The sequence below is a fragment of the Halomonas sp. LBP4 genome, assembly GCF_003202205.1.
GTDB classification, from domain to species: domain Bacteria; phylum Pseudomonadota; class Gammaproteobacteria; order Pseudomonadales; family Halomonadaceae; genus Halomonas; species Halomonas flagellata.
The window spans coordinates 161954-175377 of record NZ_PDOG01000006.1 but is presented as its reverse complement, the minus strand read 5'-3'; the positions used below and the strand labels follow the sequence as shown (position 1 = coordinate 175377).

The 13424-nt window shown below is 71.0% G+C and carries 9 protein-coding genes; 7 read left to right on the top strand and 2 right to left on the bottom strand.

Annotated features, from left to right (window positions below):
* Window positions 1-1689 (bottom strand): intermembrane transport protein PqiB, encoded by a 1689-nt coding sequence (gene pqiB, locus CR157_RS18335; RefSeq protein WP_110284981.1) that lies wholly within the window; start codon window positions 1687-1689, stop codon window positions 1-3.
* Window positions 1686-3050, bottom strand: a complete 1365-nt coding sequence (locus tag CR157_RS18330; protein WP_258364231.1) for a paraquat-inducible protein A — start codon at window positions 3048-3050, stop codon at window positions 1686-1688. The genes pqiB and CR157_RS18330 overlap by 4 nt, the downstream gene beginning before the upstream one ends.
* Before the next feature lie 127 nt (window positions 3051-3177).
* On the opposite strand from CR157_RS18330, the gene CR157_RS18325 reads away from it, so the two are divergent.
* From CR157_RS18325 to CR157_RS18295, 7 genes are all read left to right on the top strand, one after another.
* Complete coding sequence (locus CR157_RS18325; protein ID WP_110284980.1) at window positions 3178-4161, top strand: calcium/sodium antiporter; 984 nt, start codon at window positions 3178-3180, stop codon at window positions 4159-4161.
* A gap of 284 nt (window positions 4162-4445) precedes the next feature.
* Window positions 4446-5864 (top strand): cytochrome ubiquinol oxidase subunit I, encoded by a 1419-nt coding sequence (locus tag CR157_RS18320; RefSeq protein WP_110284979.1) that lies wholly within the window; start codon window positions 4446-4448, stop codon window positions 5862-5864.
* 3 nt (window positions 5865-5867) lie between these two features.
* A complete protein-coding gene (gene cydB, locus CR157_RS18315) occupies window positions 5868-6869 on the top strand; it encodes a cytochrome d ubiquinol oxidase subunit II (protein ID WP_110284978.1) in 1002 nt (333 codons plus the stop codon).
* A gap of 4 nt (window positions 6870-6873) precedes the next feature.
* A complete protein-coding gene (gene cydD, locus CR157_RS18310; RefSeq protein ID WP_110284977.1) occupies window positions 6874-8577 on the top strand; it encodes a thiol reductant ABC exporter subunit CydD in 1704 nt (567 codons plus the stop codon).
* On the top strand, window positions 8570-10288 hold the full coding sequence (gene cydC, locus CR157_RS18305; RefSeq protein ID WP_110284976.1) for a thiol reductant ABC exporter subunit CydC: 1719 nt from the start codon (window positions 8570-8572) through the stop codon (window positions 10286-10288). The genes cydD and cydC overlap by 8 nt, the downstream gene beginning before the upstream one ends.
* Window positions 10289-10386: 98 nt before the next feature.
* Entirely contained in the window at window positions 10387-12291 is a 1905-nt protein-coding gene (locus CR157_RS18300) for a DUF4139 domain-containing protein (protein WP_181422113.1), read from the top strand.
* A gap of 126 nt (window positions 12292-12417) precedes the next feature.
* Window positions 12418-13413: an adenosine deaminase gene (locus CR157_RS18295; protein ID WP_110284974.1), complete on the top strand. Its 996-nt coding sequence runs from the start codon at window positions 12418-12420 to the stop codon at window positions 13411-13413.
* Window positions 13414-13424: the final 11 nt, after the last annotated feature.

The window sequence follows — 13424 nt, the reverse complement described above, 5'->3', positions numbered from 1 at the left end:
TCAGGGATCTCGTCTCGGGGCTCGCGGCTGCGGGTCTTCCGTGTCCAGGCTGTCGAACAGCAGCGCACGGGGGTTCTCGCTCAGGGTGCGCGCCACCGGCTGCAGGTCGCGCATCAGCCGATCCAGGCGCTCCACGGCGCCGGTCAGCTCCTGGTAGGCGGCGGACTCCGGCGACAGCCCCTGCAGGGTCTGGCGCAGCTCCTCCAGGGTGGCGTTGAGGTTGCCCGGTATCCCGCGGGTGTCCGGGTCGTCGAGTACCCCCTGCAGCGAGGCGGTGAGCTCGCGCACCTCGCCGAGCATCGCCTCGGAGGCGGCGAGGTTGCGGTCCAGGCCGGCCAGCAGCGGCTCGATGTCGAGCGCGTTGAGCTTGTCGAGCAGGTCGGTGACCTGGGCCTCGATCCGGGCGAAACCACCGGAGGTGGTGGGGAAGACGCTGCGCTCGGCGAAGGTCTCGGGCTCGAACTCGTCGGCCAGGTCGCGATGGAAGTTGAGGTCGACGAACATCGCGCCGGTGAGCAGGCTGCCGCTCTTCAGCGAGGCGCGCAGGCCGAAGTCGAACAGGCGGTCGAAGCGCTCGCGCCACTCGTCGAGGTCGAGTTCCTCGCCGGTGATGCCGAGCCGCTGGGGTTCGATGCGGATCAGCACCGGGATGGCGAAGCGCGAGCGCGAGCGGGAGTCGGGCTGGGGCGCGGAAAAGTTCCAGGGCACCGCCGCCACGGTACCGATACGCACGCCGCGGAACTCCACCGGCGCACCGCGGGAGAGCCCGCGCACCGTGTCGTCGACCAGCAGCACGTACTCGAGGTAGCGGTTGAAGGTCCCCTGGCGGGCGGCATCCTCATCGGCATAGAGGTTGAAGGTGGCGTCGGGCTGGACCGGCCTGCCCACCGGCAGCTCCTCGGGGACCCCGAAGGCGACGCCGCCGCCGAGCAGCGCCTCCAGCGACTCGACGTTGACCCGGAAGCCCTCGGTGTCGAGGCGCAGGTCGATGCCGCTGGCCGACCAGAAACGCGTAGCGTCGGTGACCAGGGTGTCGTAGGGCGCCTCGATGAACAGCCGGTGCTGCATGCGACGGGTCTGGGGGTCGAACTGGGCGTCCTCGATCCGCCCCACGGTATAGCCCTGGTAGGTCACCGGATCGCCGACCCGCAGCGAATGGCCCAGGCGGCTGACCAGGTTGATGCGCAGGCCGTCGGCCCCGGCGGGGGCCACCGGTGGCTGGTCGCTGACCTCGAACTCCCGGATGTTGCGTGTGCTGGTGCCCGGCTCGAGCTGGATGAAGGCCCCGGAGAGCACCGTGCCCAGGCCGCTGATGCCTTCGCGGCCGATGCGCGGCTTGACCACCCAGAAGCGGCTGTCCTCGACCAGCATGTCCTCGGTGTCGGGGCTCATGCGGGCGGTGATCACCGCGGTGGAGAGGTCCTCGGAGAGGCCCACGCGCTCGACCCGGCCGACCTCCACGTTGCGGGTCTTGATCAGGGTGCTGCCGGCCTCGATGCCCTCGGCGTTGCTCATCACCAGGGTGATCTGCGGGCCGCGGCTGCGGTAGTTGTCGTAGACCAGCCAGGCCCCGATCAGGATCGCCACGATCGGCACGATCCAGATCGGCGAGAGACGTGCCTGGGGCGTGGCCCTGGCGCGCTGCATGTCCCGTTCGGGGGCGTCGTCGGGGCGCGGGGAATCGCTCATCCGGGGGTTCCTTGTCGACTACTGCCGGGGGCCGGCCGGGACTCGCGTGGCAGGGGCGTGTCCCAGATCAGCCGGGGATCGAAGGTCATGGCGGAGAGCATGGTGATCACCACCACGGCGCCGAAGGCCAGGGCGGCGGGCCCGGGGGTGATCGACATCAGCGAGCCGGCCCGGATCAGCGCCACCAGGATGGCCACCACGAAGACGTCCACCATCGACCAGCGGCCGATGAACTCGGTGATCCGGTAGAGCCGCGTGCGGGTGGCGGCATTGAGCTCGTGGCTGCGCTTCACGACCAGGCAGAGCCAGCCCAGGGCGACCACCTTGCCGACCGGGACGATCACGCTGGCGACGAAGATCACCACGGCCACCGGCCAGGACCCCATCTGGATCAGCTCGACCACGCCGCCGATGATCGTGGAGGGGGAGCTGTGGCCCAGGCTGGTGGTGGTCATGATCGGGTAGACATTGGCGGGAATGTACATCACCGCGGCCGCAATCAGCAGGGCCCAGGTGCGCTGCAGGCTGTGCGGCAGGCGGGCATGCAGCCGTTCGCCACAGCGCCGGCAGTGGCTGTGGCGACCAGGCTCCAGACGGTTGACCAGCCCGCAGGTGGCACAGCCGGCGAGCCCCTGGGCAGCGGCGGTTTCGCCGGTGCGCGCGCCTGCCGGTGCCCGGGGTTCCCCGGCGAGCGAGAACCACATCCAGTCCGAGTCGATGGACTGGGTGGTGAGCAGCAGCAGCAGGGCGAAGGCGCAGAAGGCCCAGAACGCCATGCCGAGTTCGATCTGTGCCATGCCGGCGATCTTGATCAGGCTCACCAGGGCCCCGATGATGAACACATCGGCCATCATCCAGGGGTGCAGGTGGGCCAGCGACCTGGCGATGCTGCGACTGGCCGGCAGCGGGTCGTTCCTCAGCAGCCCGAGCTGCAGCCATATCACGCCCAGCAGGTAGACCGCCGGCAACACGATGATGGTGAGGATCACCGCGATGGCGACGATGGGCTGATGGAAGCCGACCAGGGTGGTGGCGGTCTGGGACAGCTCGATGCGGTTGCCGATGCCGCCGATGCTGAAGCTGACGAAGGGCAAGGTGACCGCCATGGCCAGGGCCAGCAGGGCCGAGAGCGCCAGTGCCATGCTGCGCTGCGCCGGACGGAAGTGGCGCGTGACCAGGGTGTGGCCACAGCGCGGGCAGTCGGCCTTCTCGCCGGGGCGCAGCGGCGGCAGGGCCACCAGCCAGTCGCACTCGTGACAGGCGCGCAGGCGTCGACGCGAGGTGCGCACCTCCGGCGGGGAGCGATCCACCAGGGGGTCGCCCCGAGGCAGGGCCGGGACTCGAATATAGCGCTTGGGCACCGCGGCAGTCACTCTCCCTGAAATGGTCGATCCGGGGGCGGCCGGACCCTCGTAAGAAAGTGTGACACGTTGACCCGGACGACACCATAGTCAAACATGCACCCCTGAATGTTCCCGAGATACTCTCATGATGCTTCCTGCAATTGCCTTGGTGGCGGGCCTGGTCCTGCTGGTGTGGAGCGCCGAACGCTTCGTGGACGGGGCGGCGGCGACCTCCCGACGACTGGGGCTCTCGCCGCTGCTGATCGGCATGCTGGTGATCGGCTTCGGTACTTCGGCGCCCGAATTGATGGTCTCGGCGCTGGCGGCGGGGCAGGGCAATCCCGGCCTGGCGCTGGGCAATGCCTACGGCTCCAACATCGCCAACATCGGCCTGATCCTGGGGCTGGTGGCGCTGATCTCGCCGTTGGCGGTGCACTCGGGGGTGATTCGCCGCGAGTTGCCGGTGCTGGGGGGGGTGACCCTGCTCTCGGCGCTGCTGATGTGGGGCGGGGTGATCGGTCGCTGGGAGGGGGGGCTGCTGCTGGTCCTGCTGGCCGGCTTCATCGGCGCCAGCATCGTTCAGGCCCGGCGTGACCGGGCCGATCCCTTGGCGGCGGAGACGGAGGAGAGCCTGGCGGTGCACCCCATGTCGCTGGGCGCCGGGATCGCCTGGACCGGCATCGGCCTGGTGCTGCTGGTGGTCAGCTCGCGGATCCTGGTGTGGGGGGCGGTGGCCATCGCCCAGGGGTTCGGCGTCAGCGACCTGATCATCGGCCTGACCGTGGTGGCGGTGGGCACCTCGCTGCCCGAGCTGGCCTCGTCGATCAGTGCCTTGCGCCGGCGCGAGCACGACCTGGTGCTGGGCAACGTGGTGGGGTCGAACCTCTTCAATACCCTGGGCGTGGTGGGCCTGGCGGCGGTGATCACCCCGATCGAGGTGGGCACCGAGGTGCTGTTGCGCGACTGGAGCCTGATGACCACCATGACCGCGATGATGGCGGTGTTCGCCCTGGGCTGGCGGGGGCGTCAGGGGCGCATCAACCGCCTCGAGGGCGCCGTGCTGCTGACGATGTTCGTTGCCTATACCAGCTGGCTGGTGCACCTGGTGCTGCAGGGCGGCAATGTCTGACCGACGGGGCTGCGACAAAGCGACACAGCGGCAAGGGACGCCTCGTTCGGCATCATGACCCCGGGGCGACGTCGCAAACTGCCAAAAGTTCCATCAGGCGGATCATCGGCGGGATGCGTCATGGTCTCCCCGTCCCTGAACTAGGCTTGACGGGACGAGCTGTCGAGGTGGAATGCGTCACGGCGGGGCTGGGCCAGCACCAGGCCGGAGGCACAACGGCACCGGAGAGTGCCGCCGCATCCCTTGCGACCCTTTGAACCCATCGCAGTGACGAGGCATGCGCCATGGAACTGGATCCCCTGTTGTTGTCGCGATTGCAATTCGCCTTCGTGGTCTCCTTCCACGCCATCTTTCCGGTGTTCACCATCGGCCTGGCGTCCTATATCGCCGTGCTCAACGGCCTCTTCTACAAGACCGGCAACCTGGCCTGGGATCGCCTGGCGATGTTCTGGACCCGGGTCTTCGCCGTGGTGTTCGGCATGGGGGTGGTCTCGGGCATCGTCATGTCCTTCCAGTTCGGCACCAACTGGAGCAACTTCTCGCTGGCGGCCTCCAACTTCCTGGGGCCGATGCTCAGCTACGAGGTGGTCACCGCCTTCTTCCTCGAGGCCGCCTTCCTCGGCGTGCTGCTCTTCGGCCGTGGCAAGGTGCCCCAGGGCGTGCACCTCTTCGCCTCGATCATGGTGGCCATCGGGACCTTCATCTCGTCGTTCTGGATTCTCTCCGCGAACAGCTGGATGCAGACGCCGGCCGGTGCGGAGCTGATCGACGGCCGTTTCCGGATCACCGACTGGAGCACGGCGATCTTCAACCCCTCCTTCAGGTACCGTTTCACGCACATGGTGATGGCGTCGTTCCTCACCGGGGGCTTCGTGGTGGCCGGCGTCAGCGCCTGGTACCTGCTGCTCGGCCGCGACGTCGAGGCCAATCGCAAGGCCTTCTCCATGTGTCTGTGGCTGCTGCTGGTGCTGGCGCCGGCCCAGGCGGTGGTGGGCGATTTCCATGGCCTCAATACCCTGGAGCACCAGCCCACCAAGGTGGCCGCCATGGAGGGCAACTGGGATACACAGCAGGGCGCCCCCCTGCTGTTGTTTGCCCTGCCGGATCAGGACGCCCAGGAAAATCGCTTCGAGCTCGGCATCCCGGGGCTGGCCAGCCTGATCCTGACCCATCACCTGGACGGCGAGTTGCCGGGGATCACTGAGCTGCCCCCGGAGGAACAGCCGCCGGTGTGGATCGTGTTCTGGTCGTTCCGGATCATGGTGGCGATGGGCTTTTTGATGATCGCCGTGGCTGTCGCCGGGCTCTGGCTGAGGGTCAGGGGCCGGCTCTATGCGCATCGCGGGTACCTCCAGCTGATGCGGGTGATGACGGTGACGCCCTTCCTGGCCGTGCTCGCCGGCTGGTTCGTCACCGAGACGGGCCGGGCCCCCTGGCTGGTCTACGGCATGATGACCCATGCCGAGGGCCTGACGCCGTCGCTGACCGGCGGCATGGCGCTGTTCACCCTGGTGGGCTACGTGGCGGTCTATGCCGTGGTGTTCTGGGCCGGGGTCTACTACCTCACCCGGGTGGTGCGCCAGGGCATGCTGCCCGAGGACGAACACGCTGCCGTGGAAGGCGAGGTCGAGCGGCCCATGCGCCCGCTCTCGGCCGCCCACACCCCCTTCGAGCAAGACGCCGCCCCGACCTGGAGGAGATAAGCCATGGAGATGTTCGATCTTTCGTTGATCTGGGCCGTCATCATCGGCTTCGGCGTGATCATGTACGTGCTGATGGACGGCTTCGACCTGGGGGTGGGGATCCTTTTCCCCTTCGCCCCGGACGAGGCGGCCCGGGACGTGATGATGAACTCGGTGGCGCCGGTATGGGACGGCAACGAGACCTGGCTGGTGCTGGGCGGGGCCGGGCTGCTGGGGGCCTTCCCGCTGGTCTACTCGGTGTTCCTGCCGGCGCTCTACATCGGCGTCTTCCTGATGCTCGCGGGGCTCATCTTCCGCGGCATCGCCTTCGAGTTCCGCTTCAAGTCCCACCGCAACCGCCGCTGGTGGAACCGCGCCTTCTGCTGGGGCTCGGCGGTGGCCGCCTTCGCCCAGGGCGCGGTCGTGGGCACCTATATCCAGGGCTTCGCGGTGGAGGACTTCGTCTACGTGGGTGGAGCGCTGGACTGGCTGACGCCCTTCACCGTGCTCACCGGCCTGGGGCTGATGGCGGGCTACGCGCTGCTCGGCGCCACCTGGCTGATCATGAAGTCCGAGGGCCATGTGCAGGCGTGGGCCTATCGCATCACGCCGCCACTGCTGGCCGCGGTGCTCGCGGTGTTCCTGATCATCAGCCTCTGGACGCCCTTCGTGAACCCGGCCGTCTGGGCACGCTGGTTCGACCATATCCAGCTGATCTGGATCCTGCCCGCCCTGGCGCTGTTCTGCGCCTTCGTGGTGTTCCGTTCGGTTCGCCGCCGCAGCGAGGGGCTGCCCTTCGTGGCGACCCTGGGGGTCTATATCTTCACCTACCTGGGGCTGGTGGCGAGCAAGTGGCCGGTGATCGTGCCGCCGAACTACACCATCTGGGACGCCGCCTCGGCGCCGGAGTCCCAGCTCTTCCTGCTGCTCGGTGTGCTGTTCGTGATTCCCATCGTGCTGGCCTATACCGCCTGGACCTACTGGGTATTCCGCGGCAAGGTCAAGGTGGGCGAGGGGTATCACTGAGCCAATGAGCGAGCCGGAAACGCCGGGCGAGGCCCTGACCCCGCGGCGCTGGCTCAATGAGCTGGCCGCCCCCGAGCGCCGCCTGCTGGGGCTGGCGACCCTGGCCGGGGTGGTCGCCGGGGCCCTGACCCTGGGGCAGATGGGCGCACTGGCCTGGCTGGTATCCGAGCTGGTGGTGGCGACGCGGGCCCCGGGGGAACTCTGGCCGGGCTTTCTCGCCCTGGGCGTGATCCTGCCGCTGCGCGCCCTGGCCCAGTGGGGGCAGGAGGCGGCCGGTCTCGAGGCCAGCCTGCGCATCCGCCGCCGGGCGCGGGCGGCGCTGCTCGACCACCTGGCGCGGCTGGGGCCGGTGCGCCTGGCCTCGCGCCACTCGGCCTCGCTGGCCAACCAACTGGTGGAGCAGGTGGAGGCCCTGGACGGTTACTTCGCCCGCTTCCTGCCGCAATTGCGCCTGGCGGTCGTGCTGCCGCTGCTGGTCCTCGTCGTGGTGGTCTGGCTCGACTGGCTGGCGGCGCTCTTCCTGTTGCTCTCGGCGCCCCTGATCCCGGTGTTCATGGCGCTGGTCGGCATGGGCGCCGAACGGCTCAATCGCCAGCAGTTCGCCGCCGTGGCCCGGCTCTCCGGCCACTTCATCGACCGGGTGCGGGGGATCACCACCCTGCAGCTGTTCGGCCGTACCCGGGAGGCCACCGCCGAGGTACACGCCGCCGCCGACGACTATCGGCGCCTGAGCATGCGCACCCTGCGCCTGGCCTTCCTCTCCTCGGCGGTGCTGGAGTTCTTCGCCTCGGTGGCCATCGCCGTGGTGGCGATCTATGTGGGCTTCGGCCTGCTGGGCTATATCGACTACGGCCCTTCGCCCGGGCTGACGCTCTTCTCCGGCCTGCTGGTGCTGCTGCTGGCGCCGGAATTCTTCCAGCCCCTGCGCACCCTGTCGCAGCACTACCACGACCGGGCCGCGGCGCTGGGGGCCGCCGACGGCCTGGTGGCGCTGCTCACTGAGGTGCCCGCTCCCGGGCGTGACGGGGGCCGGGGGCCGGTGCCGACCGCCTCGGGCGAGCTGGCGACCCTGTACGCCGTCACGGTGGAATACCCCGGCCGGGGGCGCGTGCTGGGGCCGCTGGACCTGGCGGTGCGGCCGGGCGAGGTACTGGCGATCACCGGGCCGTCGGGGGCGGGCAAGTCGACCCTGCTGCAGCTGCTCGCCGGCTTCGTCGGCCCCGGGCAGGGCGAGCGGCGGCTGGCCGCCGGCCTCGCCTTCGCCTGGATGGACCAGCGTCCGCTGCTGATCCAGGGCAGCCTCGCCGACAACCTGCGCCTGGCCGCACCCGAGGCCGATGAGCCCGCCATGCGGGCGGCGCTAGGGAGGGCCGGCCTCGGCGAGCTGGTGGCCCGCCTGCCCCAGGGGCTGGCGACGCCGCTGGGCGAGCGGGGCGTCGGCCTCTCCGGCGGCCAGGCCCAGCGCCTGGCGCTGGCGCGGGTGTTCCTCTCGCCGGCCCCGCTGGTGCTGCTCGACGAACCCACCGCCAGCCTCGATGCCGACACCGAGGCCCGGGTGGTCGCGGCCCTGGGCGAGCTGGCCGGGGCGGGGCGCAGCCTGGTGATCGCCACCCATCACCCGGCGCTGATGGCGCTGGCGGACCGCCGGCTCGAGCTGGCCGACGGTCGCCCGGTCGCGCCAGCGGCGCAGGAGGCCCGGCATGACTGACCCCCGGCGCGGGGACACCCTGCGCACCACCTTCGCCCCCTGGCTGCGCCTGCTCGACCGGCGGCGGGGGCGGCTGGTCGCGGGCGCGGCCCTGATGGCCCTGACGCTGCTCTCCGCCGTGGGCCTGCTGGCACTCTCCGGCTGGTTCATCACCGCGAGTGCCCTGGCCGGCCTGGCGATGGTGGCCGGGCTGGCGGCGAGCCTGGACGTCTACGTGCCCGGCGGCGGCATTCGCGCCTTCGCCGTGACCCGCACGGTGTCGCGCTATCTAGAACGCCTCTACAACCACGATACCGTGCTGAGGCTGCTGGCCGACCTGCGCGGCCGGCTGTTCGGCGTGCTGGCGGCGCTGGACGACCGGGCGCTGTCGCGGCGCCGGGCCAGCGACTGGCTGCACCGCCTGACCGCCGATATCGACACCCTCGACGGCCTCTACCTGCGGCTGCTGGCGCCGCCGGCCGTGGCGGCCCTGGCGCTGCTCGGGCTGGGGGGCTTCCTCGCCCTGTGGTCGCCGGCGGTGGGGGCCGCCGTGGTCGTGCTGCTGGGCCTGGCCCTCGCCTGGATCACGCTGGGGCAGGCACGGCTCGGCATGGCCACGAGCCACCGCCAGGTCGCCGACCTGGAGCGGTTGCGGGGGCGGTTGATCGAACAGCTGCAGGGCCTCGCCGAACTGGAGGCCTACGGCAGCCTGGCGGAGCATCGCCGTCGCCTGGACACCCTCGAGGCGCGCCTCGAGGCCGACCAGCGCCGGCTCGGGCAGCGGGCGGCGCTGGGCAATGCCCTGGTCGGCGTGGCGGTGGGCGTGACCCTGGCGGCGGTACTGTGGCTGGCGGCCCTGGCCCATGACGCCGGTACCCTCCCGGGGCCGCTGGTGGTGATGATGGCCCTGGCGGTGTTGGCGATGAACGAGGCCCTGGCCGGCCTGCCCCTGGCCTTCACGCGGCTGGGGGCCACCCGGGCCGCCGCCGAGCGTCTCAACGCCCTGGAGGCGGCCCGACCGCCCGACGTGGAGGCGGGCGAGGGGCTGCCGCCGGGCCCGCCGGCGCTGAGCCTGGAGGGGGTGACGCTGCACTACCCCGGGGCCCTGGTGCCGGCGCTGGACGATGTCTCGTTCTCCCTGGCCCCCGGCGAGCGACTGGCGATCACCGGCGGCTCCGGGGCCGGCAAGTCCAGCGTCGCCGCCCTGCTCGCCGGTCGGCTCGGCGCGACCGAGGGGCGGGTCCGGCTGGGCGCTATCGAGCTCGGACGACTGTCACCGTCGCGGCTCGCCGAACGGGTGGCGATGCTGACCCAGCGGGTCGACCTGTTCGACGACAGCCTGGCCGCCAACCTGCGTATCGCCGACCCTGCGGCAAGCGTGGCCGACCTGTGGCGGGCGCTGGCGGCGGTGGCACTGGCCGACTGGGCCGAGGCGCTGCCCCACGGACTCGACACCCGGGTCGGGGAGGGGGGCCGCCGGCTCTCGGGCGGGCAGGCCCGCCGCCTGGCGCTGGCCCGGCTGGTGCTGCGCGACCCGGCCCTGGTGATCCTCGACGAGCCCTTCGCCGGCCTGGATGCCGGGACCGCCTCCCGCCTTGCCCGCTGGCTCGATGAGTGGCTGGCCGGGCGCACGGTGGTCTACCTGGTGCACCAGCTCGGCGGCGAGGTCGATCCCCCCGGCGTGCAGCACACCCTGCAACTGGTTGACGGCCGGTTGAGCGGCTATACCTGATAGCCTGTCGGGGTGACGCCGAGGGGAAGACCGTTATGGGACAGTGCCAAAGGGCGAGAGCGTCGTCGTGGCGGGGCGTGCGGCCGGGTGCCTTGGCCTTGCTGTTGTGCTTCGGTGGCGGCCTCGCCGGCCCGCTGGCGGCGGAACAGCGGGTGGCGGCGGTCACGCTCTCCTCGGGAGGCCTGGCGGAGATACACCGGACCGCGCCGCTGGAGGGGAGCGGCATCCTGCACCTCGACGTGCCCCTGGCGCAGGTCGACGACATCCTCAAGAGCCTGGTGGTGCGCGACCCCGAGGGTCGACTGGTCTCCCTGACGCTGGATGGCCTCGCCGCCGTGGAGGAAACCTTTCGCCGGCTGCCCTTCGGGCCCGAGGACCTGGGCTCGGTGGTGCGTCTGGCCGGTGCCCTGCAGGGGGTGCCCGTGAGGGCCACCTCGGGGGGCCGCAGCGTCGAGGGACTGCTGCTCGGCGTCGACGTCCGACCGCCCCGGGGCGAGGGGCAGGAGGAAACCCGGACCCTGGCGGTGCTCGATGACGAGGGCAGCGTGGCGACCCTGAGGCTGGCCAGGGGGGCGCGGCTCGAGATCCTCGACGCGGCCCTGCGCGAGCGACTGCGCCAGGCGGCCCGGATCAGCGGGCGGGGGCGCACCGACGAGATGCGCCGTATCGACATCACCCTCGAAGGGCAGGGGGAACGCGAGGTGGGCCTCTCCTACGTGGTGGCCGCGCCGGTGTGGAAGACCGCCTATCGGCTGCTGCTCGATGGTGAGCGGGAGGCGCGCCTGCAGGCCTGGGCGGTGATCGAGAATGCCAGCGGCGCCGACTGGGACGCGGTGACCCTGACGCTCTCCAGCGGGGCCCCGGTGACGCTGTCCCAGCGCCTGCTCCAGCGCTACTGGCACACGCGTCCCGAGGTGCCGGTCAGCGCCGACACGGCGGCCCCGCCGCGGCCCGACCGGGGCGCCGTGCAGGCCCCCGCGATGGAGTCCGCCCGGGCGCGAGGCAGGGCGGCGAGCGACATGGCCGCCGTCGCCGAGCCGGCGCAGCCGGCCCTGGCCACGCAGGGCGCCACGGCCGCCACCTGGCGGCTGCCCCAGCCGGTGGATCTGGCGGCGGGGCGGACCCTGGCGGTCCCCTATATCGATGCCCGGGTGCCCGCCGAGCGTCTCTCGGTCTTCCAGCCGGAGCGCGGCGAGGATCATCCCGTGGCCGCGGTGCGCCTGGAGAATCGCACCGAGAGCTTCCTGCCGACGGGGCTGGTCACCGTCTACGAGGAGGGCGTCGGCCATGTGGGGGACATCAACCTGCCGGGCATCCCGGCCGGCGATGCTCGCCTGGCCAGCTTCGCCGCCGACCGCCAGGTGCGCATCAGCAGCGAGTCCCGGCCCGAGGAGAGCCTGGCGCGGGTCACCATCGTCGATGGCACCCTGAGGGCCACGCGGCTCTCGCGGGTCACCACACGCTATACCCTCGACAGCGAGGCTCGCGCTCCCCGCCGCGTGATGATCGAGCATCCGGCGCGGGCGGGCTGGCGTTTCTCTTCCGACGCCCTGGTCGAGTCCACCCCCACCCATCGGCGGCTGCGGGTGGCGCTCGACCCCGGTGGCAGTGCCGTGGTCGAGGCCCGGGAAGAGGTGACCCGCAGCCAGACCGTCGCCCTGGTGGATGCCGACACCGAGCTGCTGGCGCAGTGGACCGATGCCGCCGATGACGACACCGCCGAGGCCCTGGCTGCCCTGGTCGAGCATCGGCGCGGGGTCGCCGAGGTGGAGGACGAGCTGAGGGGCCTGGCGCGCGACCTGCAGCGGGCCGCCGACAGCCAGGCCAGGATCCGCGACAATCTCGCCGCCGTGGGCATCGACACCGAACCGGGCCAGCGCTACGTGGCCGAGCTGGAGGCACAGGATGCACGCATCGCGTCGCTGGCGCAGCGCCGGGAACAGGCCGAGGAGCGGCTCGCGATGCGGCGTGCCGAGCTGACGGCGCTGCTGCGCGAGCTATGACGGTGGGGCGTCCGACGCCCCCTCTCTAATTTCCAACGGCGCTTGCCCCGATTTCCGGCCAAGGGGCTTTGCGCAAACGGTCAGTTTATTTCAGGATACGGTAAATGACCGTGAGCGAGGTGAGTCGTGCGTGAATTCCTGAAACGCCTGCCCAAGGCCGAGCTGCATCTGCATATCGAGGGGACGCTGGAGCCCGAGCTGATGTTCGCGCTGGCCGAGCGCAACCGCATTCAACTGCCCTATGCCTCGGTGGAGCAGGTGCGGGCGGCCTATGACTTCACCGACCTGCAGTCCTTTCTCGACCTCTATTACCGGGGCATGAGCGTGCTGCGCACCGCCGAGGATTTCCATGACCTGGCCATGGACTACTTTCGTCGTGCCAGTGCCGAGGGCGTGGTGCATGTCGAGATGCACTTCGACCCCCAGGCGCACCTGGCGCGGGGCATTCCGCTTCCGGTGGTGATGGAGGGCCTGAGCCTGGCCCGGCGCGTGGCCGAGCGAGAACTGGGGCTCTCCACGGCGCTGATCATGGCCTTCCTGCGCGACCGTCCCGCCGAGGAGGCGATGCGGATGCTGGAGCGCGCCGCCCCCTACTGGGAGATGCTCGACGCCGTGGGACTGGACAGCGCCGAGCGCGGCAATCCGCCGGCGAAGTTCGTCGAGGTGTTCGAGCGGGCCCGGGCGCTGGGCATCCCGCGGGTGGCCCATGCCGGCGAGGAGGGGCCGCCGGAGTACATCCGCGAGGCGCTGGACCGGCTCGATGTCTGCCGCATCGACCATGGCGTGCGCTGCCTGGAGGATCCGGCGCTGGTGGCGCGGCTGCGCGACCAGGGCACCGTGCTGACCGTCTGCCCGCTCTCCAACGTGCGCCTCAGGGTGGTCGAGCGCATCGAGGATCACCCGCTGCCGCGACTGCTCGAGGCCGGCCTGCGGCTGACGATCAACTCCGACGATCCGGCCTACTTCGGCGGTGGCATGCTCGACAACTACCTGGCCTGTCACCGGGCCTTCGGCTGGCCGAGGGAGGTCTTCATCGAGCTGGCCGGCACCGCCATCGAGGCCGCCTTCCTCGGCGACGAGCGCCGCCGGGCGCTGCACCGCCAGCTGGCGGCGAGCGCCTGAGGATGGCGGCC